The following is a 21,222-nucleotide window of genomic DNA, read 5'->3' on the forward strand; positions in this document are numbered from 1 at the left end:
CCGACTGAAACCCGAATCTCAAGCCAAAGGACTGTGCCCATGGCGCTCGAAATCCTGATCGTCGACGACGAACGTGATATCCGCGAATTGGTGGCTGGCGTGCTCGGAGACGAGGGTTATGCCTGCCGCACCGCTGCCGATAGCACCGCAGCGCTTGCTGCAATCGATGAACGCCGCCCCAGCCTTGTGCTGCTGGATGTGTGGCTGCACGGCAGTGCGATGGACGGGCTGGAACTGCTCGATGCGATCAAGGTGCGCGAACCGAACCTGCCGGTGATTATCTTTTCCGGCCACGGCAATATCGATACCGCGGTGGCGGCTGTCAGTCGCGGGGCGATGGACTTCATCGAAAAGCCGTTTGAGGCTGAACGTCTGCTGCTGCTGGTTGAACGCGCGACCGAGACTGATCGGCTCCGGCGTGAAAACAGCCGTTTGCGCGAAGGCAGTTGGGGTAGCGCCGAATTCACCGGCAATTCGCCAGCCATCAATGCGGTGCGCGCGACTTTGAAGCGGGTGGCGAGCACCGGCAGCCGTGTGCTGATCTCCGGCCCTCCCGGCGCGGGGAAAGAAGTTGCCGCGCGCCTGCTCCACGCTTGGAGCACGCGTGCCGACGGGGCGTTCGTGCTGGTCAATTCGGCGCGTATCACTCCGGAACGGTTCGAACAGGAATTGTTTGGCGAGGAATCGGGCGGCAAGCAGGTGCGCCCCGGACTGCTCGAACTGGCCGATGGCGGTACGCTCTATCTCGATGAAATTGCCGACATGCCGCTCTCCACCCAGGCGCGGATATTGCGAGTCTTGACCGATCAGAGCTTTGTGCGGGTCGGCGGCACGCGTCAGATCGGGGTGGACGTGCGGGTGGTGTCTTCGACCACGCGCGATCTGACCGTGGAAATGGCCGAAAAACGGTTCCGCGAAGATCTTTTCTACCGGCTCAACGTGGTGCCGGTAGCGCTGCCTTCGCTGGCGCAGCGGCGTGAGGACATCCCGGCTTTGGCCGAACATTTCTTCACCCGCTATTCGAACGATCAAGGGCTTGTCCCGCCCGATATCTCAACCGAGGCGATGGCGGCGCTTCAGGCCTATGATTGGCCCGGCAATGTTCGCCAACTGCGCAATGTGGTCGAACGAACGATTATCATGACCCCGCGCGACAAGCTTGGTGTGGTGGAGCCAGATATGCTGCCGCCAGAGATTGTCGGGGGCCAGATCGGAATGACAGGCGAAAGCCTGACCGCGATCATGGGCGTTCCACTGCGCGAGGCGCGCGAAAGCTTTGAACGTGAATACCTCACCATCCAGATCCGCCGGTTTTCGGGCAATATCTCCAGAACGGCGAGCTTTATCGGGATGGAACGTTCGGCCTTGCACCGCAAGCTGAAGCTGCTCGGCATGGTTGACCGGCGCGACGAGGACGATTGAACGACCGCTAGCTGTCGGAACCTCCTGCGAAATCAAGCCTTGTCGCTTTGCTGTGCAATTGCCATTATGCAGTATGGCAACAGGTCGCGCTTTTTTATGCGGCCGAACGCCCAAGATCGCGGAGCGCAAAGGCACCGCCAAAAACAGGAGCAAAGACCATGACCAGCGGGCGAACGCTCACCCCTCGAATAATATCACGCCCTGCCGCGCCAAGCGAAGCGCGCAGCGATGAAGGCGGCGGATCGGCAGGCAGGCAAGGCAGTCTTCAGGACGCTTTTCTCAATCTCCTGCGAAAGAACAAGATTCCCGTCACCATGTTTCTGGTGAAAGGCGTGAAATTGCAGGGAATTGTCACCTGGTTCGACAATTTTTCGATCCTGCTGCGCCGCGATGGACAATCGCAGTTGGTATACAAGCACTCCATTTCGACGATCATGCCCGGCCAATCGCTCGATCCTGCACAGTTCGCGAGCCAATCTGGCGGCAAAAAGCAGAAAATGCTGCAAGATGTGTTCCTCAGCCGCGTGGCTGAAGCGCATGTCGAGGTCACGATGTTCCTGGTCAACGGCGTGATGTTGCAGGGCCGGATTGCTGCCTATGACCTGTTCTGCATGCTGCTCGAACGCGACGGCGCGGTGCAATTGGCCTACAAACACGCGGTTTCCACTATTCAGCCCGTGGGCCCAGTTGATCTCATCGTTGATGATGATGACGATGATAACGGGGCAAGCGGCTGAGCTTCGATAGCGATCTTCAGGAAGAGGTGACCCGCGGCGCGCGGGCGCTGGTGCTGTGCCCGGATATCCGCGCGCTGCGCTATGATCTGGACGCAGCCGAACGTCTGGCCGAGGCAGAAGGGCTGGCGCTCGCGATAGGCGTGGTGATTGCTCATGCGGCGATCCTGCCGGTGCGAAAAATGCAGCCCAACACCTTGTTCGGTTCCGGGCAGGTGCAGAATATCGCGGTTTGGTGCGAACAATACGAAGCCGACCTGGTGATTGTGGACGGTGCTCTCACCCCGATTCAGCAACGCAACCTTGAAGACAAGTTGAAACGCAAGGTGATCGACCGCACCGGCCTGATCCTCGAGATTTTCGGGGAGCGTGCCGCGACGGCGGAAGGCCGCTTGCAGGTTGAGCTTGCCCATCTCGATTACCAGCAGAGCCGCTTGGTGCGCAGTTGGACCCACCTTGAACGCCAACGCGGCGGCTTTGGCTTTCTTGGCGGTCCGGGTGAGACGCAGATTGAGGCTGACCGCCGGATGATTCGCCAGCGTATGAGCCGGTTGCGCCGTGAACTTGACCAAGTTCGCAAAACGCGCACCCTCCACCGGGATCGGCGCGGCCGGGCACCGTGGCCGGTGATTGCGCTGGTCGGCTATACCAATGCGGGCAAATCGACGCTGTTCAACCGGTTGACGGGCGCGGAAGTGATGGCCGAAGACCTGCTCTTCGCCACGCTCGACCCGACCATGCGGGCGATCAGCCTTCCGGGTGTTGAAAAAGCGATCCTGTCCGACACCGTGGGCTTTATTTCCGACCTGCCAACGCAGCTGGTGGCGGCTTTCCGCGCCACGTTGGAAGAAGTGACGGCTGCCGATGTGATCTGCCATGTGCGTGATATGGCCAACCCCAGCCATGCGGCGCAGAAGAAGCAGGTCATTAACGTGCTCGGGGATCTTGGGGTGATCGATAAGGACACTGGCACAAGCGCCATTCCGATTCTTGAAGTCTGGAACAAGTGTGACTTGTTAGATGCTGAACAGATTGAAGAATTGCGGAACTCGGTCGAGGGGCAGGGGGCGGTGATCCTGTCGGCTGTGACGGGCGAGGGGGTGGAGTCGCTTGAGGCTGAATTGGCCCGGTTGCTGACAGGCGGCGCGCGGGAAGTTTCGTTCATACTTCCGTTGAACGATGGCCGCCGGATCGCCTGGCTCCACGCGCATGGCGATGTGCTGGCTGAAGAGGATGCCGGGGAAGGGGAGGATGGCCCGATGCGGCGCTTCACTGTCCGGCTCAACCCCAAGGAATTGGGGCAATTCGCTAGCCTGTCTGAGTAAGTAATTCTGATTATTCAGTCTTTTTAACCTGCTGCCACAACTCCTCTTGCGCGGCGAGCGACAATTTGGGGAAGTTCGCGCCGGCAATGGCCTCCATCCCCCGGAATCGACGTTCGAATTTGGCATTGGCCGCGCGCAACGCGTCTTCGGCGCTGATCCCGTGGGCGCGGATGAAATTGACCACCGCAAACAGCAGGTCGCCGGCTTCTTCAAGCTTGTCCTGCTCTGAAGAGGCGGTGTTTAGTTCCTCGATTTCTTCGTGAATTTTGGCTTCGGAACCGGACGGATCGGGCCAGTCAAACCCGGTTCGCGCGGCGCGCTTCTGAAGCTTTTGTGCGCGCATCAGGGCGGGCAGCGCCAGTGCCACGCCGTCCAATGCGCTGGTGACCCCTTTGGCGTTGCGTTCTTCGGCCTTGAGATCTTCCCAGCGTGTTTCGTCCATAATTCCGCTAGCATCGCTGAAAATGTGCGGATGCCGGGCTTCCATTTTTGCGCTGATCGCGGCGGCGACATCGTCAAAGGCGAAATGTCCGGCTTCCTCGGCCATGCGAGCGTGAAATACGACCTGAAGGAGCAAATCGCCGAGTTCATCCTTGAGATCATCGATGTCGTTACGCGTTATGGCGTCAGCGACTTCGTAGGCTTCTTCGATGGTATAGGGAGCGATGCTCGCGAAATCTTGCTCCAGATCCCATGCACAACCAGACTGCGGATCGCGCAGGCGCGCCATGATTGCCAGCAAGTGGGCAATGGGGGACTGATTGGGGGTGTCGCTCATCCCGATCCTCAAGATGGATAATATATATTATGTAAAATCTAAATCAGTGCGCTGGTGGTGTTCCGCGCTATCATGAACCACTCCACCAGCAGATAAAGCCCAAGAAAAATGGCGATCCACACCAGCGCCATCTTGACCATCTGACTCCACTTGAGCCGATAGGATGCGAGACCTGCGCCAACCAGAATCAACCATCCGATGCTCGCGATAATCGGCAACATCAGTTCTGGGTTCATGCGACAATCTCCAACCCGTCGTATCCGACCACCACGAAGTCTGGAACTTCGTTGCACAGGCTGCGGTAATCCATGCTTTTGTCGAGATGGCTTAACACCACACGCCCAGCCTTGCACTTTTCGCCAAACTGGATTGCCATCGCAAGATGCGCATGGGTTGGATGCGGTTCACGGCGCAGACAATCACTCACCAGAATGTCGACACCGTAAAACAGATTGATCATATCGTCAGAAATGGCACTAAAATCCGTGGCATACCCGATGGACTTGCCATCAGCTTCAAATCTGTAGCCTGTTGTCTCACCGCTGCCATGTTCCATCTGGCACCAATCCACTCCGAACCCGGCGGTCATCCGCAAACGATCAAGCGTCTCGAGGGTGCAGATCGTCGGATAACCATCCTGCCCGGCAAAGACATAGCCGAACCGTTGCCGCAACCGCCGCACGGTTTCAGTTTCGGCAAACGCCGGGATTGGCCCCGCACGGCCAAATCGCAACGCCCGCAAGTCGTCGATCCCGTGGCAATGATCGGCGTGATCATGCGTCCAGAAAACCGTGTCGATGCTATCGATCCGGTTGGCCAGCAACTGCGCGCGGCAATCGGACGACGTGTCGATCAGCAACCGCCTGCCATCATTGCTTTCCACCAGGATTGAAACCCGCGTCCGGCGGTTGCGCGGTTCGTCAGGGTCGCAATCACCCCAGTCACCCGTCCCGTCTGGCCCGCCGATCCGTGGCACCCCGGTTGAGGTGCCAGAGCCGAGCATCACCAGTTTCACAGACCTGCTTTCTGGAACAGCTGCGCGAAATTGGCGGTGGTCTGTTCTGCCAGAGCCCGCGTCTCGGTTCCACGCAAATTGGCGATGAAAGCCGCCGTATCAGCAACATAGGCCGGTTCACACACGCGCCCGCGATGCGGAACCGGTGCCAGGAAGGGGCTGTCAGTCTCAATCAGCAGCCGGTCTTCAGGGACAGTCGCTGCAACGTCTTGCAAGGCCTTGGCATTCTTGAAGGTTACGATACCCGATAGCGAGATTGTGAGGCCCAATTCCAGCACCTTTGCCCCGAATTCGGCCGAAGCGGTGAAGCAGTGGATCAGCGCCGGAAACGTCCCCCTCGCCATCTCATCGGCAAGGATCGCAAAGGTATCATCCTCGGCATCGCGGGTGTGGATGATCAGCGGCAACTGCGTTTCGCGTGCGACATCAATATGCATCCGGAACAGGCGCTGCTGCGCGCCGCGATCCGAATGTTCGTAATAGTAATCGAGGCCTGTCTCGCCAATCGCGATCACGCGCGGATGCTCGGTCGCGGCCAGCAAAGCGGCGTGGCCCAGATCTTGATGCGCGTCGGCCTCGTGCGGGTGGATGCCGACGCTGGCGAACACGTCCGGCTCGCGCGCCGCAGTTGCGACCACCTGATCCCACTCGCTTTGCCGGGTCGAGATATTGAGGAACGCCCCTACCCCTGCCGCACGCGCGCGGGCGAGCACGCCGGCCTGATCTTCGACCAGACCTTTGTATTCAAGGTGGCAGTGGCTATCGATCAGCATCAGTCGCTCGTCGCTTCATCGATTGGCAGTTCGAGCCGGGGGAACAGTGGCGTCGGCGGTGCGACGGTGAAGCCGCTACTGACAAGCCGGTCAAACCAGCCGTGGTCTTCCAGCGCCGCGTAGCTGCGCTCATCCGCCGGAATGCCGAGTTGATCGAGCAGCGCAGCGGATTTCTGCGGCACCACCGGCTGAATCGCGATGGCAAGATCGCGCAGCGCCACGAACAACGTTTGCAGCACCGCCTTCATCCGTTCGGGATCGGTTTTCTTCAAGCCCCACGGCGCCTGTTCATCAACATACTGGTTGCAGGCATAAACCGCGCGGAGCCAAGCCTCGATCCCGGTCGAAAACGACAGGGCTTCGAAATCCCGAGGCAATTCGGTTGCGCAGGCCTGCTTGACGATCGCGAGCAGAGCATCATCAGCCGCGTCTGGTTCGAACGTTTCCAGCCGCCCATCCATGTTCTTCACGATCATCGACAGAGTGCGCTGCGCAAGATTGCCGAAACTGTTTGCCAGTTCCGCATTGGCGCGCAAAACAATGGCTTCAGGCGAATAGCTCCCGTCTTGTCCGAAGGCGACTTCACGCATCAGGAAGTAACGCAAGGCGTCGACCCCGAACCGTTCGGCCAATTCCAACGGATCAGTGACGTTGCCGAGCGATTTGGATTCCTTCTGTCCGCGATTGAGCAGGAAACCGTGGCCGAACACTTTTTTGGGCGCAGGCAGACCGGCGCTTTCGAGAAACGCAGGCCAATAAATTGAATGGAAGCGCACAATATCCTTGCCGATCAGATGCAGATCGGCGGGCCAGAACGTGCTCATGCCGTTCGGAATATCATCGGGATAGCCCAGACCCGTGATGTAATTCGTGAGCGCATCGACCCACACATACATCACGTGATCGTCGCTGCCGGGCACCTTGACCCCCCAATCAAAACTGGTGCGGCTGACAGACAGATCGCGCAGGCCCTGTTCGACAAAGGCGATCATTTCATTGCGGCGGCTTGCGGGTTCAAGAAAACCGGGGGTGCGCAGCAACCGAAGCAGGTAGTCCTGATACTTCGACAGGCGGAAAAACCAGCTTTCTTCGACCGTCCATTCAACCGGGGTGCCTTGCGGGGAGAGTTTTTCGCCGCCCTCGCCTGCAACCAACTCGCCTTCGTCGTAATAGGCTTCGTCGCGGACCGAATACCAGCCTTCATAGCGGTCAAGATAAAGGTCGCCCGATGCTTCCATCGCCTGCCAAATGGCCTGGCTGGCGCGGTGATGATCAGGTTCGGATGTGCGGATAAACCGATCATACGACACATTCAAAGTATCGCACATCTCACGGAAATAACCGGACATTTCATCAGCAAGATCGCGCGGGCTACGGCCCTGTTCCTCGGCCTTGCGCGCCATTTTCAACCCGTGTTCGTCAGTCCCGGTCTGGAACCGGACGGTGCGACCCCGCAGCCGCTGGAAACGGGCGATGACATCGGCCGCGATCGCCTCATAGGCATGGCCGATATGCGGCCGTCCATTGGGATAGCTGATGGCGGTGGTGATGTAGAACGGGCACGGGTCAAGGTCAGCCATGGGCCGGTTCGCTAGCGGGCGCGGCGGCGACAAGCAAGCTGCCGATCTCGAACGGGAGCAGCCCGGGATCGAAATTGGCGGTGGGTGCCTCTGCGGCAAGGCTCACCAAAGCGGCGTGGGTGTCGATCAGGCGGGCGCGCTGCGTAGAATCGCCATTCTCGCGCGCGGCGCGGGCGACCAGCGCCTGCGCCAGATCAAGCACCGCCTGCACGCGTTCACGATCCGCGCGCGGCCCGATCAGCCGCGCCAGTTCGCCGCGTTTGGCAGCGCCGCTTTCACCGCCGGAAATCAGCGCGGTGATCGTTCGCGAAACCGGTGCCAGATCCTGCGCGGCAAACCGCATTGCTGAACCGAACGATCCGTCCGCTGCGGCAATTGCCCCCGGATCGGGCGGCAGCCCTGCATCCTCCAGCATCGTGGCCAGTTCCGCATCGCTCAAAACCGGAAAACGCAACGTGCGGCAGCGCGAACGGATCGTCGGCAGCAACCGCGCCGGGCGGTGGGTGACGAGAAGAAAGAACGTCCCTGCGGGCGGTTCCTCAAGGCTTTTGAGCAGAGCATTGGCGGCGGCTTTTTCCAGATCATCGGCGGGATCGATGATGATTGCGCGCCGCGCGCCCAAGGTGGGCCGCGTGTTCAGCCGTTTCTGCATCGCGCGTATCTGCTTGATACGAATCGACCGCGCGAGGTCGAACGGCTTGCCTTCGGCCTGTGCTTTCTCGCCCTTGTCGTCCTTGGGGCCATAGGTGAGCACGATGATATCGGGGTGCGCGCCTGCGGGTTGCGGAACACCCGGCTCAGTCACCAGTGCGCGCGCGGCGGCCATGGCGAAGTCACGCTTGCCCAGCCCTGCCTTGCCCGCGAGCAGCCAGCCGTGATGCATCCGTTCCCCCGCAATGGCATCGCGCCATTGCCGCCACGCCTCACCATGGTTGGGCCAGCGGGTCATGCGCGCGGGCTTTCGATCAAGGGAGCGACAGCGGCGAGGACGCGGTGATGCACGGCCAGCGGATCACCAATGGCATCGATCCGGGCGAAGCCATCGGGGTCACGTTCTGCCAAGGCGCGGAACGCGGAGGCCACTGCGCGATGATAATCCGCTGGCCGACTGCCGATTGCATCACTGGTATCGCCATCGCGCGCAGCGAGGCGCGCGGCAATCGCGGCTTCATCGCCTTCCAGCAAGATCACCAGATCGGGCCGCAATCCGCCGCTGCCGAAATTATGCAAGCTCAGGATCGCGTCATCGCCCAGTCCGCCTGCTCCGCCCTGATAGGCGCGGCTCGAATCGACAAAGCGATCGCACAGCACCCATTCGCCGCGCGCCAGTGCCGGGACGATGAGGTTGGCCACGTGATCAGACCGCGCCGCAGCAAACAGCAGCGCCTCGGCCTCGGCAGTCCAGCCCGCACCCGGCGGTGACAGCAACAAATCGCGGATCGCCTCGGCCCCCGGCGTGCCGCCGGGTTCGCGGGTGATAACGACCGTCAGGCCGCGCGCCCTGAGCGCTTCGGCTAGCAAGCGCGCTTGGGTGGACTTGCCTGCCCCTTCCCCGCCCTCAAGCGCGATGAATGCGCCGCGCCCGGTTGTCATGCAAACAGTCCCGCGATGGCGTTGAATATGCGGTCAAGCGGGCCAGCGGCGGCGATCGCTTCGGCAGTGAACAGCGGGATCGTGGCGCGCGCCATACCGGGAGCGGTCACTTCCAGCACCGCAACCTGCTCTCCGGCAGGGAAAGGCGCACGCAGAGGGCCTTCATAGCGGATTGTAGCGGAAAGTTCACCCGTCATGCCGCGTGGCAGGTTGATCACCACCGGCCCGCGCGCGACTAGCGGGACGCGGCGTGCCGAACCATCCTGCACCCGCGCGGTGCCCACAACTGCGCCCGCGTCAAACAACTGCCGGCGATCAAATGCGCTAAAGCCCCATTCAATGTAGGACCGTGCCAACCGCCCGCGCAGCCTGCCATTCTCTACCCCCGCCAGAACCAGCACCAGCCGCTGTCCATTGCGCTGCGCCGTTCCGAGATAGGAAAAGCCGGATTCATTGGTGAAGCCGGTCTTGATCCCGTCCGCCCCGGCAATCCGCCCGATCATCGGATCGTGATTGACCTGTGCGATCCCTTTGTAATCGAAGCCCATGCGTCCGATGTAATAACCGAACTTGTCAGGATGGCGCGCAATTATGGCGCGGGCCAGCGTCACCAGATCATTGGCCGTGGTGAAGGTGCGCCCTTCGTCGGGCCAGCCATTAGGGGTGCCGAAATGGCTCCCTGTCATTCCCAGCGCCAGCGCGGTGCGGTTCATTTCGGCTGTCCATGCCGCGATTGACCCTGCCTGCCCGGTTGCCAGCACTGCCGCACCATCATTGCCCGAGACATTGGCAATGCCGATCAGCAGATCATCGACCCGCACCTGTTCATTGATGTCAAGAAACATGGTCGATCCCTTGCGCCGCCAATCACGGGCGATCGCCGGGGTCATCGTGAATACCTGAGCCGGATCAAGCTTCCCCGCTTCAATCAGCTCGAACGCGAGGTAGAGCGTCATCACCTTCGTGACCGATGCCGGAATGAAGCGGCGGTCAGGGTTGCGGGCGTGGAGCACTTGCCCGTTGCTGAGGTCAACCAGCAGCGCCACAGGGGCTTCATTGGCAGTTGGCACTGCGGGCACAATCGCGCCACTTTCAGACTTGGGCACCTGCGCGAGTGCAGGAACGGCAACAAGCGCCGCCGCAAGGGGCAGCAGCAGGGCAATGTATAGAGACAGGATCGAGGTTTTCACAGCGGCGGCTATAGCCGCGCGCCCCGCGCTTGGCGAGGCACCGGCCCTGTTCAGTTCACGATTTCGTCAGCCAGCAACCCGACGCTCATCGCGTAATAGCTTGAGCAGTTATATTCGAGGATCGCGCGGTAATTGCCGGTCAGCAGCCATGCGGGCGTTCCGGGGCCATCGGGCTGGAACAGCGACACCATGACGTCATCGGCCAGCCCGCGCTGCGCCACCACGCCAAGCGCACGCCATTCGGCCACGGTCATCCAGCGGCTCAGGCGTTCATGCACGCGCGGGCATTGCGGTGCGGTGATGCGGGTGCGGTAGGCGTTGACATCGAACCCGCCGGGAACCGCCGCGCGCACGCCCCATGGCTGGCCGGGCCGCCATCCTGCATCGCGGAAATAGTTGGCGATCGAGGCAAAGGTGTCAGCACGGTTGGTGAAAATATCTGCCCGGCCATCACCATCGCCATCGGTAGCAAGGCGCAGATAGACGGATGGCAGAAACTGCGGATTACCAAACGCCCCGGCGTAGCTGCCCACCAATTGCGAACGGGGATAACCCTTGTCCGCGACCTTCATCAACGCGACGAATTCACCCGCGAACAATTCACGCCGCCGACCCTCCCACGCCAAAGTCGCAAGGCTGCGGGACAGATCAAAATCGCCTTTGATCCGGCCATAGCTGGTTTCGTGCCCAAAGATCGCCACGATGATCGGCCCCGGCACGCCATATTCGCGTTCAATCCGTGCGAGCAGTTCGCGGTGCTGTGCAAAAACTGCCCGCCCGCCGCCGATTCGTGCTGTGTTGACATGGGTAGCGATGTAATTCGACATCGGCGGGTATCCGCGCGTGGTGGCGCTGCCTGGCTGGTTTTGATCGAGCCGGATCACGCGGTCATTGGGGGTGAGACCGGCAGTCATCCGTTCGATCGTCGCCTCGCTCACGCCCTCCCCGCGCGCGCGCGCTTTCAGCAGTTCGAGGTAAGCATCAAAGCTGAGTGGGTCGCTGCCTCCTATTTGTGCAGCCGCCGGAGCATTGGCAGGCGGCGCACCGATCATGGCAAGCGCGGCAATGGCAAGGGCGGCGGCAGGGAGCAGGCGTGGAATCATGCCAACAGGAATGTCACACCTTGCCTGAATACCCAACAACCGAAGTGGGATGACTTGGGCGTAAACAATGGTTATGGGCGCGTCGCAAGCGGACAGGTGGCCGAGTGGTTTAAGGCAGCGGTCTTGAAAACCGCCGTAGGTGCAAGCCTACCGTGGGTTCGAATCCCACCCTGTCCGCCACCCCCATGCACGGCTCGCTCGCGGCCCCTATTTTCCGCCGCGTCCGAGGATCTCGTCGATCTGTTGGCGCAGCTTGGGGTCCCATTCGGAACGAAGTTCGCGCACCTTGGCGATCAGCGGTTCGTTTTCATGCGCGGGCAAATCGGACTGATAGAGGTCGGCCAATGCGCGCATTGACGAACGGTCCATCGCCTCGAAGGCGTCAACAATTGCGCGCACCGATTGGCGATCATGCCCGAGCGCCTCAAGCGCAGAGCGCCCGATCCGCAGCGAGGCGTCATAGGTCTCACGGATGATATCACGGCAACCCAGCGCCCACAGCTTATAGACATGATCGCGGTCAATCGCGCGCGCGGTGATGTGCACGTGCGGATAGGTTCGCGCGACATGGCCCACCAGCCGGTCGATCTGCTCCTTGCCGTCGAGCGCGACCACCAGCAGTCGGGCGCGTGCAATCCCCGCGCTTTCGAGCAGGTCGGGCCGCGTTGCATCGCCGAAATAAGTCCTGATTCCGAATTTCTTGAGGTTTTCCAGATGGCGCGAATCATGGTCGATCACTGTCGCCTTGTGGCCCGCCGCGTCGAGAATCCGGTCAACGATCCCGCCTACACGCCCGCGCCCGGCTATGATGATGGGAAACACTTCCTCGATCGTATCGGGCGGCGCAGCTTCACCCTTGCAATAGGCCGCCGCGATCACCCGGTCATAGAAGATGAACAACAGCGGCGTGACCAGCATCGACAACGCCACGACCAGCAGCAGCAAATCAGCCAGCGGTTGGCTGAAGACATAACTTGCCGTGCCAAGGGCGATCAGGACGAAGGCAAATTCGCCCGCCTGCGCGAGGCTCAACGTAAACAGCCAGCCAGCCTGCTTCCTGACCCCGGCCAGCCGCGCGATCAGCGCCAGCACCGCGATCTTGGCGACAATCACCAGCGCGGTCCAAAACAACACAGCGCCAATCTGATCAAAGGCCAGTGCGAAATTCACCCCTGCGCCCACGGTGATGAAGAACAGACCCAGCAACAGCCCCTTGAACGGTTCGATATCGGCTTCGAGTTCGTGGCGGTATTCGCTGTTCGCCAGCACCACGCCCGCAAGGAAGGTGCCGAGCGCGGGGGATAGCCCGACCAGCGACATCAGCAACGCAATCCCGATCACGAACATCAGCGCGGTGCCGGTGAACAATTCGCGCAATTGCGCACCCGCGATGAAGCGGAACACTGGGCGCGTCAGTGTATTGCCGATGAACACAACAAGCCCCACAGCCGCCACGGTGACGATCCCGGCCAGCCATGCAGGCAAATCTCCGGTCAGCGTCCATGCAGCGGCATGCGCGCCCTCACCTATCCCGCCACCGGACTGTGCCATCAGTTCGGGCACCGCCAGTAGCGGCAGGATCGCGAGGATCGGGATTACCGCTACGTCCTGTACCAGCAGCACGGAAAAGCTGGCCTCCCCGCCCTCGCTTCGCAACAGTCCTTTCTCGCGCAGCGTCTGGACGATAATCGCGGTAGAGGACAGCGCCAGCACCATGCCGATAGCCATGGCGGTGCGCCAGTCGTTGCCATAGATCAGCGCGATGGCGGCAATCACCAGTGTGGTCAGCACCACCTGCCCGCCGCCCATTCCGATCAGCCGCCTGCGCATCTCCCAAAGCCGTTTCGGCTCAAGTTCGAGCCCGACAAGGAACAGCATCATCACCACGCCGAATTCGGCGAAGATCTGGAGCCGTTCCAGATCGACCTCAAGGATTACGAGCAGCGGGCTGATCGCCATCCCGGCGAGCAGATAGCCAAGCACCGACCCCAGCCGCAGGCGGGCGGCCAGCGGAACGGCAACCACACCAGCGACCAGAAGGCTGAACGCGATTACGAGAAAATCGGTCATCGCCCCCCCAGTGCGCTATATGTGCAGCGCCCGCCCGTATGCGCCGAGCACGCTTTCGTGCATCATTTCGGATAGCGTCGGGTGCGGGAATACGGTCTGCATCAGTTCCGCTTCGGTGGTTTCGAGCACCTTGCCGACGGTGTAGCCTTGGATCAGCTCGGTTACTTCCGCGCCGATCATGTGAGCACCCAGCAGCTCGCCGGTTTTGGCGTCGAAGACGGTTTTGATGAAACCTTCCGCCTCACCCAGCGCAATCGCCTTGCCGTTGCCGATGAAGGGGAAATTGCCGACCTTGATGTCAAAGCCCGCTTCCTTGGCCTTGGCTTCGGTCAGGCCGACGCTGGCGATTTGCGGGTGGCAATAGGTGCAGCCGGGGATGGCATTGCGGTCGAGCGGGTGCGGGTGAACGTCTTTATTGCCCAGCTCCTGCGCAATCGCCTCAGCACAGGTGACGCCTTCGTGGCTGGCCTTGTGCGCCAGCCACGGCCCCGGCGTGCAATCGCCAATCGCCCACAGGCCCTTGGTCTTGGTGCGGCTATAGGGATCGATCTGGATAAACCCGCGATCCAGTTCGGCTAACCCGTCGATCCCGATATTTTCGGTGTTGGGCACGATCCCGATGGCGACGATGACGTGGGTGAAGTCATGGCTCGCGCTTTTGCCGCTCTTGTCTTTGATGGTGGCGGTGATGCTCTTTTCGCCAACCTTGATGCCCTCAACACCGGCGCCGGTCATGATGGTGATGCCCTGCTTCTTCAGCGACTTTTCAAGGAAAGTTGAGACATCCGCGTCCTCCACCGGCACAACCCGGTCGAGCATTTCCACGACAGTAACTTCGCTGCCGATATCGTTGTAGAAGCTGGCAAATTCGATCCCGATGGCACCGGAACCGATGATCAGCAGCTTGGCCGGCAGTTCGGCGGGGGTCATGGCGTGGCGATAGGTCCACACGCGCTTGCCGTCAGCAGGGGCGAACGGCAGGTCGCGCGCGCGCGCGCCGGTGGCAAGGATGACGTGCTTGGCGGTGAGCGCTTCCTCGCCCTTCTCGCCCTTCACCGTCAGGCTGTTTGCACCCGTCAGCTTGCCCTCACCCATGTGGACGGTGATCTTGTTCTTCTTCATCAGGTGGCCGATGCCCTGATTGAGCTGTTTCGCCACCCCGCGGCTGCGTTTGACGATGGCGGCCAGATCAGCCTCGATCCCCTTGGCAACCAGCCCGTAATCGCCCGCGTGCTGCATATAGTGGAAGATTTCCGCTGACCGCAGCAACGCCTTGGTGGGGATGCAGCCCCAGTTGAGGCAGATGCCGCCGAGGTTTTCACGTTCGACAATCGCGGTCTTCAGCCCCAACTGCGCACAGCGGATCGCCGCGACATAGCCGCCGGGGCCGGAACCGAGCACGATTACATCATAAGAGGCAGACATTCAGATTATCCTTTGCTTGGCTGTCTGTTGGAGACACATGTTACACTGTCCAGGAAGTGAAAACCGGCCCCGGTTAAAGGGGCGGACAGCGGGTGACAGGAAGGGCGAGAGACCATGGGCATGACGTGGGTATCGCAGGCGACCTGCGTGTAGGACAGGCGTCACTTTTTCGCTCCCGGCAGCGCCGCCGCCGCCGCGACCGCGCGGGGGCGGTTGTCTTCGCCGATCAGAACGAATTTGAAGGTGCCTTGGGCAACCTTGGTGGTGGCCTCGCCATTGCGCTCCCGCGCGACCGCCTCGGCCGCGATGATGAGCGAGGTGGTGCCGGTGGCGGCTACGTCGCAATAGACCGAAAGTTCATCCCCCACCGCCATCGCGCCGGGAAAGGCGAAGTCGGTCGCGGAGACCACCACCGCCTTGCCCTGCCCCACCCGGCTTGCAAGGCTGCCCGCGCCCAGCGCCATCTGTGCCATCAGCCACCCGCCGAACACCCCGCCATAGGGGTTGGTGTCGGCGGGCATGGCCGTGACGCGGATTTGGGGGGAGCGTTCGCTCAAAGCCCCTCTCCCACTTCGGGAGAGGGGTTGGGGAGAGGGCCTTGCGCAGCGTCTAGAATCAAGCGCGCAACGCTTTCAGGATTGCCGAGAATGTCATTGTTCCAAAACCGCAATACGCGAAATCCCTGCTCAGTCAGCCAAGCGTCGCGAACCGCATCGTCTTTGTTTTCGGCATGTTGTCCACCATCCGCCTCGACAATCAGCCGCGCACTAAAACAAACGAAATCGACGATATAGTCGCCCAGTTGCTCCTGCCGCTTGAACTTCAACCCGCCGAGGCGCTGGCCGCGCAGCATCGACCAGAGCTTTGCTTCGGCCTCAGTCGGCTCACGCCGCATCCGTTTTGCGAGGGGGAGAAGATCATGCCTGCCCCCTCTCCTTCCCACCGCTGCGCGGCGGGCCCCTTCCTCTCCCGCGAGGGGAGAGGAGGTTTGCATCGCGGTGACGCGGATTTGGGGGAAGCGATCAGGCATGCTCAGATTCGTTGCCACTGACATGAAGCCAAAACCAAACCAACGCGGAGACCAGACCTGCAATTGCTCCCATTAAGGCCCACGCCCAGAGTCCAGCCAGTATTAATTCAGCATTCCCCTGCCAAAAGGCGGCGCTCAAGAGGACGCCGCCGACGGCGCCAACCAGTGTGCCAACAATCGCAACCGCCTTTTGCTTGTCGGCCCACCCTTGCCGCCTAAGGAACCAAAGAGTCGGAAGCCCGAATACAACTCCGCCAATTATTGCCAGAACGAAGCTTATCGCCCCAACTGCGATAAACGCTTCGAAAGAAAAACGATCGCCGATGAAGACGGAAACCAGCAGATAGAAAGACGGTATCGCGAGACCGACGGCCGCCGCGGTAACGACAAAGCGCGCCACTTCGACGAGTTGCCTCAAACCACCAGCCCCATCGGGTTCTCGCACAACTGCTGGAACGCCTGCATCAGCGCCGCGCCGTCCGCGCCGTCGATGGCGCGGTGGTCGAAGCTGCCGGTGGCGCTCATCACGGTGGCGATGCCGAGCGCGCCGTCGATAATCCACGGGCGCTGCTCGCCCGCGCCAACCGCAAGGATCATCGCTTGCGGCGGGTTGATCACCGCATCGAACTGCTTGGTGCCGAACATGCCGAGGTTCGACAGGCTGGCGGTGCCGCCCTGATATTCCTGCGGTTGCAGCTTGCCGTCCTTGGCCTTGCCCGCCAATTCCTTCATCTCGGTGCTGATCTGCGCCAGCCCCTTGCGGCCCGCATCGCGGATGATCGGCGTGATCAGGCCCGAAGGCGCAGCGACCGCGACCGAGATATCCTCACGCGCATATTGGAACAGCTCGTCACCCTGAAAGCTGACATTGCACTTGGGCACGCGCTGCAACGCGCGGGCCAATGCCTTGATCAGCAGATCGTTGACCGACAGCTTCACGCCGTCGGCCTCAAGGCTCTTGTTCAATTCGCCGCGCAGCTTGAGCAGCGCATCGAGCCGCACGTCCACGGTGAGGTAGATATGCGGGATAGTCTGCTTCGCCTCGGTCAGGCGGCGCGCGATGACCTTGCGCACGTTGTTGAGTTTTTGCGCTTCATAGGGCGCATCAAGATCGCCGCCGAGTGTGGCGGGTTTGGCCGGGGCAGCGGGGGCCGGTGCTGCGGCTTGCGGCGTGGAAGCGGCAGGTGCCTTCGCCGATGCGCCTTCAAGATCGGCCTTGACGATCCGGCCATTGGGCCCGCTGCCCGTGATGCCGGAAAGGTCGATATTGTTCTGCTGGGCAATCCGCTTTGCCAGCGGCGATGCAATGATCCGGTCCCCGGAGGGTTGGGCAGATGCAACTGTTGAAGGGGACGGTGTCGCTGCGGGTGAGGGCTTTTGCTCTTTTTCAGCCGCGGGCGCCGGAGCAGGCGCAGCCGCGCTTGGCTTAGCACCCGCTGCATCACTCACATCTTCGCCCTCTTCGGCGAGGATCGCGATCACGGTGCCCACTTTCACATTCTCGCTGCCTTCGGGCACTGCGATTTTGGCGATCACGCCTTCATCGACCGCTTCGAACTCCATCGTCGCCTTGTCGGTCTCGATCTCGGCCATGATGTCGCCAGAGGAAACCGTGTCCCCCTCCTTCACCAGCCACCGCGCGAGCGTGCCTTCTTCCATCGTTGGCGACAAAGCCGGCATCTTGATTTCCAAGGCCATGATCCGCTGAAACTCCCGAAAACGTATCTCGCCCTATTCTCTGGCCAATTCGGAGGCGAGGGGCAAGGCCAGATTGGGGGACTTGCCAAACCATACGAATGCATTGATAGCCGTAAGGGCACGGGGCACGATTATGCGCACATTTCTGGTCATCATCGACGAGAGCGAAGAGGCATTGTCCGCCTTGCGTTATGCTGCGCGCCGGGCCGCAGCGGTGGGCGGTGCGGTGCACCTGCTGGCATTGGTGCCGCAGCAGAATTTCAGCGCATTCGGCGCAGTGCAGGCCACGATCGAGGCTGAGGCGCGCGATCGGGCCGAAATGCTCGCCCACGGGGTCGCAGGCAACCTGCTGGCGGAAAGCGGGATCATGCCGACCATTTCGGTCAAGATCGGCAACGGGCAGAAGATCGTCAGCGAATTTCTGGCCGAACATCCCGAAGTCGCCGCATTGGTGCTGGGCGCGGCCAAGGACGCGGCGCCTGGGCCATTGGTCGCGCATTTTTCTGCCGCTGTCGGCAGCCTGCCTTGCCCGCTCTATATCATCCCCGGCGATTATGACGAGCAGGCCAGCGCGCACGAGGCATGAATTCGCCCCGCGCGCGCCTGCCGGTCGTCAGGTCAGCAGACCGCGCACCGGATAGCCTTTGTTCAGAGCATAATCGATGCCCTGCAACAATTCGCCCAGCGGTGGGCGCGTGAATGGCGTGTTCTGAACGCTCGCAAAATACAACGTGCCGTCCGGGCGGACGAGGAACAGCCCCGGTTCGGAAAAAACCGCCGGTTCATCGCTGCCGTCCAGCGCGGATGAGATATAAAGCCCCCATTGGCGCGCGGTTTCTTCGGTCATGCCATAGGCCAGCGGCACATTGCCGGTGTCCCATTTGGCGGCGACGTCCATCGCGCGGTCTTCAGCGTCCATTGATACCGCAACCACATTCACGCCGCGCTGGCTGAATTCATCCTGCTTGCCGGCAAGATCCTTGAGCTGCATCCGGCATACCGGGCAATGCTTGCCACGGTAGAACAGCACGAGCGTGAAGTTTTCGCCGCCATGCTGGGCAAGGTCGAAATGCTCGCCATTGGTCAGCGGAAGTTTGAGTGCCGGTACGGCACTTCCTGGCTTGATCATGATGTTTCTCCTTTACCGTTACGATGTGCGAACGATGTGCGGGGATTGCCAGCCCCTGGCAGGCTATTTTCGCTTTCGCCCCTGATGGCGAATATTTCCCGGGCGACCGCGCTGACCAACGGTGTGATTGCCTTCTTTTCTCGGCGGCCCGCCAGCGCCGCGCCGCCTTTCAGACGAGCGGGTGCCGCGCGGTTCGATGGCGTTGCCGTCAGCGTCCACCGGCACGAATTTGAGCGCGCCGGTGAGCGCATTGGCTTCGGCCAGCTTCAGCTTGACCCGATCGCCCGAGGCATAGGTCTTGCCCGAATCCGTCCCGATCAGCGCCTGCGCCGCTTCGTCGTGGCGGAAATATTCGCCGCCCAGCGTTGAAACCGGCACCAGCCCATCGCCGCCCAACCCGACGATGGTGGCAAAGAACCCGAATGATTGCACGCCGGTGATACGGGTGTCGAACACCTCACCCACCCGCGCTGATAGCCATGCGGCGACATAGCGATCGATGGTGTCGCGTTCTGCCTCCATCGCGCGGCGTTCGGTCTGGCTGATCGCGTCAGACACTTGTTGCAGGCTGGCACGGTCGCGGTCTGACAGGCCAGATGTTGGCGGCAGTGAACCCGGTGGAGCGGGCTGTTCGAGCTTGTATGCCTCCACCAAGGCGCGGTGCACCAGCAGATCGGCATAGCGGCGGATTGGTGAGGTGAAATGGGCGTATGATCCAAGCGCAAGGCCGAAATGCCCGGCATTGGCGGGGCCGTAATAGGCCTGCGTCTGGCTGCGCAGCACCGCCTCCATCACCAGCGCCTTTTCCGCCTCGTCAGTGACGTCCTTGAGCATCCGGTTGAACAGGCCCGGCGTCACCACCTGACCCAGCGCCAGCTTCTTGCCCATCGTGGCGAGGTAATCGCGCAGGGAAATCAACTTTTCGCGGCTCGGCGGTTCGTGGACGCGGTAAACCACGGGGGCGGTCTTGGCCTCCAGCGCTTTGGCCGCGGCGACATTGGCGGCGATCATGAAATCCTCAACCACGCGGTGCGCGTCGAGCCGTTCGCGGATCGCGATTTCGGCGATCTGGCCCTTTTCGTTCAGCACCACGCGCCGTTCGGGCAGTTCGAGTTCGAGAGGATCGCGGGCATGGCGCGCGGCGGCCAGCGCTTTCCATGCGTCCCACAGATGCGCGAGATATGCGGGCGGATTGCCGCTATCAATCGCCTTCTGCGCGTCTTCGTAAGCGATATTGTGCGCAATCCGCATCAGGGCGCGGGTGAAGCGGAAGCTGGTGACCTTGCCTTCGCCGCTGATGTGCAGGTGGCAGACCATCGCCGCGCGGTCTTCACCTTCTTTCAGTGAACACACGTCGGTCGACAGCAATTCGGGCAGCATCGGCACTACCCGGTCGGGGAAATAGACCGAGTTGCCGCGCTTTCGCGACTCGCGGTCAAGCGCAGAACCGGGGCGGACGTAAAAGCTGACATCGGCGATGGCGACGAGCGCATTGAACCCGCCCTGCCCATCCGGCTCGGCCCAGATCGCATCATCATGATCGCGCGCGTCGGCGGGGTCGATGGCGACAATCGGCAAGTGGCGCAGGTCTTCGCGGGCCTTTCCTGACAATTTGACCTTCGCCGCACGCGGCGCTTCTTCCAGTGCATCATCGGGGAAGACGTTCGGGATGCCGTGCTTGGCAATGGCGATCAGGCTGAAGCTTTTGGGCGCGAGCGGATCGCCCACCACTTCGATCACCTTCACGCCCGCGCGGTCAGAACGGCCAACCCGTTCGGCGATCACCAACTGGCCTTCTTCGGCCTCACCCAGATCGGCAATCGGAGTGGACTGGCGCACGCGCTTGTCCACCGGCGCGAGCCACGCCTTGCCGGTCTTGTCCTTTTCGACAACGCCCATCAACCCCTCGGTGCGAGAGGGCAGCTTTTTCATCGGATGTGCGATCCAGCCGCGATCCGTTTCCTCGGTTCGGGCGAGGATACGGTCGCCGCGCTTCAAGGCGGGCGGGCGCTTCACACCGGGGCGCGGGCGCGGTTCGCGGATGGTGAGGCGCGGCGGCTTACCGGGAGCCTCAGGATCCCAATTGTCCGGTTCGGCGATCAATTCGCCGTCGTCCACATCGACGATCCGCAAGGTCGTGACCTTCGGCACCCCGCCCATGCGGTGAAATGCGGTCTTCTTGCCGTCGATCAACCCGTCTTCGGCCATATCCTTGAGCAGCGCCTTGAGCTTGATCTTTTCGTGCCCTTTCAATCCGAAGGCTTTGGCGATCTCGCGCTTTCCCGCGGGGATTTCGGAGGACTGGATGAAGTCGATCACCTGTTGCGGCGTCGGCATTCCTTGGGGGAGTTTAGGGG

Annotated in this window: 21 protein-coding genes and 1 tRNA gene; 5 read left to right on the forward strand and 17 right to left on the reverse strand. The window is 61.6% G+C overall.

The features are described from left to right. The first annotated feature begins 39 nt into the window (after positions 1–39). The 3 genes from ntrX to hflX all read left to right on the forward strand — a co-directional run bounded on the left by ntrX (position 40) and on the right by hflX (position 3,481). Entirely contained in the window at positions 40–1,422 is a 1,383-nt protein-coding gene (ntrX, locus tag ABIE62_RS12065; protein WP_354326339.1) for a nitrogen assimilation response regulator NtrX, read from the forward strand. A gap of 158 nt (positions 1,423–1,580) precedes the next feature. Further along, positions 1,581–2,159, forward strand: coding sequence for an RNA chaperone Hfq (gene hfq, locus ABIE62_RS12070; RefSeq protein WP_354326340.1), 579 nt, complete (start codon positions 1,581–1,583; stop codon positions 2,157–2,159). 26 nt (positions 2,160–2,185) lie between these two features. Next, positions 2,186–3,481, forward strand: coding sequence for a GTPase HflX (gene hflX / locus ABIE62_RS12075; protein ID WP_354326342.1), 1,296 nt, complete (start codon positions 2,186–2,188; stop codon positions 3,479–3,481). A gap of 10 nt (positions 3,482–3,491) precedes the next feature. Here hflX and mazG read toward each other — a convergent pair whose 3' ends face one another. From mazG to ABIE62_RS12120, 9 genes are read right to left on the reverse strand one after another with little or no spacing between them, the layout of a single operon-like run. Beyond that, positions 3,492–4,259, reverse strand: a complete 768-nt coding sequence (mazG, locus tag ABIE62_RS12080; protein ID WP_354326343.1) for a nucleoside triphosphate pyrophosphohydrolase — start codon at positions 4,257–4,259, stop codon at positions 3,492–3,494. A 38-nt stretch (positions 4,260–4,297) separates the two neighbouring features. Next, on the reverse strand, positions 4,298–4,495 hold the full coding sequence (locus ABIE62_RS12085; RefSeq protein ID WP_354326345.1) for a hypothetical protein: 198 nt from the start codon (positions 4,493–4,495) through the stop codon (positions 4,298–4,300). Further along, entirely contained in the window at positions 4,492–5,274 is a 783-nt protein-coding gene (locus tag ABIE62_RS12090; protein WP_354326346.1) for an MBL fold metallo-hydrolase, read from the reverse strand. The genes ABIE62_RS12085 and ABIE62_RS12090 overlap by 4 nt, the downstream gene beginning before the upstream one ends. Then, on the reverse strand, positions 5,271–6,047 hold the full coding sequence (locus ABIE62_RS12095; protein ID WP_354326348.1) for a TatD family hydrolase: 777 nt from the start codon (positions 6,045–6,047) through the stop codon (positions 5,271–5,273). The genes ABIE62_RS12090 and ABIE62_RS12095 overlap by 4 nt, the downstream gene beginning before the upstream one ends. Further along, positions 6,047–7,627 (reverse strand): methionine--tRNA ligase, encoded by a 1,581-nt coding sequence (gene metG, locus ABIE62_RS12100; protein WP_354326350.1) that lies wholly within the window; start codon positions 7,625–7,627, stop codon positions 6,047–6,049. Before metG ends, ABIE62_RS12095 begins: the two co-directional genes overlap by 1 nt. Beyond that, on the reverse strand, positions 7,620–8,576 hold the full coding sequence (locus ABIE62_RS12105; protein ID WP_354326351.1) for a DNA polymerase III delta subunit-related protein: 957 nt from the start codon (positions 8,574–8,576) through the stop codon (positions 7,620–7,622). Before ABIE62_RS12105 ends, metG begins: the two co-directional genes overlap by 8 nt. Next, positions 8,573–9,220: a dTMP kinase gene (tmk, locus tag ABIE62_RS12110; protein ID WP_354326353.1), complete on the reverse strand. Its 648-nt coding sequence runs from the start codon at positions 9,218–9,220 to the stop codon at positions 8,573–8,575. The genes ABIE62_RS12105 and tmk overlap by 4 nt, the downstream gene beginning before the upstream one ends. Beyond that, positions 9,217–10,410: a D-alanyl-D-alanine carboxypeptidase family protein gene (locus ABIE62_RS12115; RefSeq protein WP_354326354.1), complete on the reverse strand. Its 1,194-nt coding sequence runs from the start codon at positions 10,408–10,410 to the stop codon at positions 9,217–9,219. Before ABIE62_RS12115 ends, tmk begins: the two co-directional genes overlap by 4 nt. Positions 10,411–10,460: 50 nt before the next feature. Next, positions 10,461–11,513, reverse strand: a complete 1,053-nt coding sequence (locus ABIE62_RS12120) for a lytic murein transglycosylase (RefSeq protein ID WP_354326356.1) — start codon at positions 11,511–11,513, stop codon at positions 10,461–10,463. 90 nt (positions 11,514–11,603) lie between these two features. On the opposite strand from ABIE62_RS12120, the gene ABIE62_RS12125 reads away from it, so the two are divergent. Further along, a tRNA-Ser gene (locus tag ABIE62_RS12125) sits at positions 11,604–11,693 on the forward strand. Positions 11,694–11,720: 27 nt separating this feature from the next. On the opposite strand, the gene ABIE62_RS12130 is transcribed toward ABIE62_RS12125, so the two are convergent. The 6 genes from ABIE62_RS12130 to ABIE62_RS12155 all read right to left on the reverse strand — a co-directional run bounded on the left by ABIE62_RS12130 (position 11,721) and on the right by ABIE62_RS12155 (position 17,736). Beyond that, on the reverse strand, positions 11,721–13,583 hold the full coding sequence (locus tag ABIE62_RS12130) for a cation:proton antiporter domain-containing protein (protein WP_354326358.1): 1,863 nt from the start codon (positions 13,581–13,583) through the stop codon (positions 11,721–11,723). 15 nt (positions 13,584–13,598) lie between these two features. Further along, positions 13,599–15,008, reverse strand: coding sequence for a dihydrolipoyl dehydrogenase (gene lpdA, locus ABIE62_RS12135; RefSeq protein ID WP_354326359.1), 1,410 nt, complete (start codon positions 15,006–15,008; stop codon positions 13,599–13,601). Positions 15,009–15,169: 161 nt separating this feature from the next. Further along, complete coding sequence (locus ABIE62_RS12140; protein ID WP_354326361.1) at positions 15,170–15,529, reverse strand: acyl-CoA thioesterase; 360 nt, start codon at positions 15,527–15,529, stop codon at positions 15,170–15,172. 32 nt (positions 15,530–15,561) lie between these two features. After that, positions 15,562–15,861 (reverse strand): DUF559 domain-containing protein, encoded by a 300-nt coding sequence (locus ABIE62_RS12145; protein WP_502930317.1) that lies wholly within the window; start codon positions 15,859–15,861, stop codon positions 15,562–15,564. Positions 15,862–16,030: 169 nt separating this feature from the next. Next, positions 16,031–16,456, reverse strand: a complete 426-nt coding sequence (locus tag ABIE62_RS12150; protein ID WP_354326362.1) for a hypothetical protein — start codon at positions 16,454–16,456, stop codon at positions 16,031–16,033. Continuing rightward, complete coding sequence (locus ABIE62_RS12155; RefSeq protein ID WP_354326364.1) at positions 16,453–17,736, reverse strand: pyruvate dehydrogenase complex dihydrolipoamide acetyltransferase; 1,284 nt, start codon at positions 17,734–17,736, stop codon at positions 16,453–16,455. The genes ABIE62_RS12150 and ABIE62_RS12155 overlap by 4 nt, the downstream gene beginning before the upstream one ends. A gap of 133 nt (positions 17,737–17,869) precedes the next feature. Between ABIE62_RS12155 and ABIE62_RS12160 the strand changes: the two genes are divergently transcribed. Then, complete coding sequence (locus ABIE62_RS12160; RefSeq protein ID WP_354326366.1) at positions 17,870–18,322, forward strand: universal stress protein; 453 nt, start codon at positions 17,870–17,872, stop codon at positions 18,320–18,322. 27 nt (positions 18,323–18,349) lie between these two features. On the opposite strand, the gene ABIE62_RS12165 is transcribed toward ABIE62_RS12160, so the two are convergent. Beyond that, positions 18,350–18,865, reverse strand: coding sequence for a peroxiredoxin-like family protein (locus tag ABIE62_RS12165; RefSeq protein ID WP_354326368.1), 516 nt, complete (start codon positions 18,863–18,865; stop codon positions 18,350–18,352). A 63-nt stretch (positions 18,866–18,928) separates the two neighbouring features. Beyond that, positions 18,929–21,202, reverse strand: a complete 2,274-nt coding sequence (gene rnr / locus ABIE62_RS12170) for a ribonuclease R (RefSeq protein WP_354326369.1) — start codon at positions 21,200–21,202, stop codon at positions 18,929–18,931. Positions 21,203–21,222 lie beyond the last annotated feature (20 nt).

This window comes from Porphyrobacter sp. MBR-155, assembly GCF_040547625.1.
Classification (GTDB): domain Bacteria; phylum Pseudomonadota; class Alphaproteobacteria; order Sphingomonadales; family Sphingomonadaceae; genus Erythrobacter.

Bases quoted from the DNA above. Each gene is read 5' to 3' on its own strand.
- ntrX (WP_354326339.1), top strand. From the start codon at position 40: ATGGCGCTCGAAATCCTGATCGTCGACGACGAACGTGATATCCGCGAA.
- hfq (WP_354326340.1), top strand. From the start codon at position 1,581: ATGACCAGCGGGCGAACGCTCACCCCTCGAATAATATCACGCCCTGCC.
- mazG (WP_354326343.1), bottom strand. From the start codon at position 4,259: ATGAGCGACACCCCCAATCAGTCCCCCATTGCCCACTTGCTGGCAATC.
- ABIE62_RS12085 (WP_354326345.1), bottom strand. From the start codon at position 4,495: ATGAACCCAGAACTGATGTTGCCGATTATCGCGAGCATCGGATGGTTG.
- ABIE62_RS12095 (WP_354326348.1), bottom strand. From the start codon at position 6,047: ATGCTGATCGATAGCCACTGCCACCTTGAATACAAAGGTCTGGTCGAA.
- metG (WP_354326350.1), bottom strand. From the start codon at position 7,627: ATGGCTGACCTTGACCCGTGCCCGTTCTACATCACCACCGCCATCAGC.
- ABIE62_RS12105 (WP_354326351.1), bottom strand. From the start codon at position 8,576: ATGACCCGCTGGCCCAACCATGGTGAGGCGTGGCGGCAATGGCGCGAT.
- tmk (WP_354326353.1), bottom strand. From the start codon at position 9,220: ATGACAACCGGGCGCGGCGCATTCATCGCGCTTGAGGGCGGGGAAGGG.
- ABIE62_RS12120 (WP_354326356.1), bottom strand. From the start codon at position 11,513: ATGATTCCACGCCTGCTCCCTGCCGCCGCCCTTGCCATTGCCGCGCTT.
- ABIE62_RS12130 (WP_354326358.1), bottom strand. From the start codon at position 13,583: ATGACCGATTTTCTCGTAATCGCGTTCAGCCTTCTGGTCGCTGGTGTG.
- lpdA (WP_354326359.1), bottom strand. From the start codon at position 15,008: ATGTCTGCCTCTTATGATGTAATCGTGCTCGGTTCCGGCCCCGGCGGC.
- ABIE62_RS12140 (WP_354326361.1), bottom strand. From the start codon at position 15,529: ATGCCCGCCGACACCAACCCCTATGGCGGGGTGTTCGGCGGGTGGCTG.
- ABIE62_RS12145 (WP_502930317.1), bottom strand. From the start codon at position 15,861: ATGCTGCGCGGCCAGCGCCTCGGCGGGTTGAAGTTCAAGCGGCAGGAG.
- ABIE62_RS12155 (WP_354326364.1), bottom strand. From the start codon at position 17,736: ATGGCCTTGGAAATCAAGATGCCGGCTTTGTCGCCAACGATGGAAGAA.
- ABIE62_RS12160 (WP_354326366.1), top strand. From the start codon at position 17,870: ATGCGCACATTTCTGGTCATCATCGACGAGAGCGAAGAGGCATTGTCC.
- ABIE62_RS12165 (WP_354326368.1), bottom strand. From the start codon at position 18,865: ATGATCAAGCCAGGAAGTGCCGTACCGGCACTCAAACTTCCGCTGACC.
- rnr (WP_354326369.1), bottom strand. From the start codon at position 21,202: ATGCCGACGCCGCAACAGGTGATCGACTTCATCCAGTCCTCCGAAATC.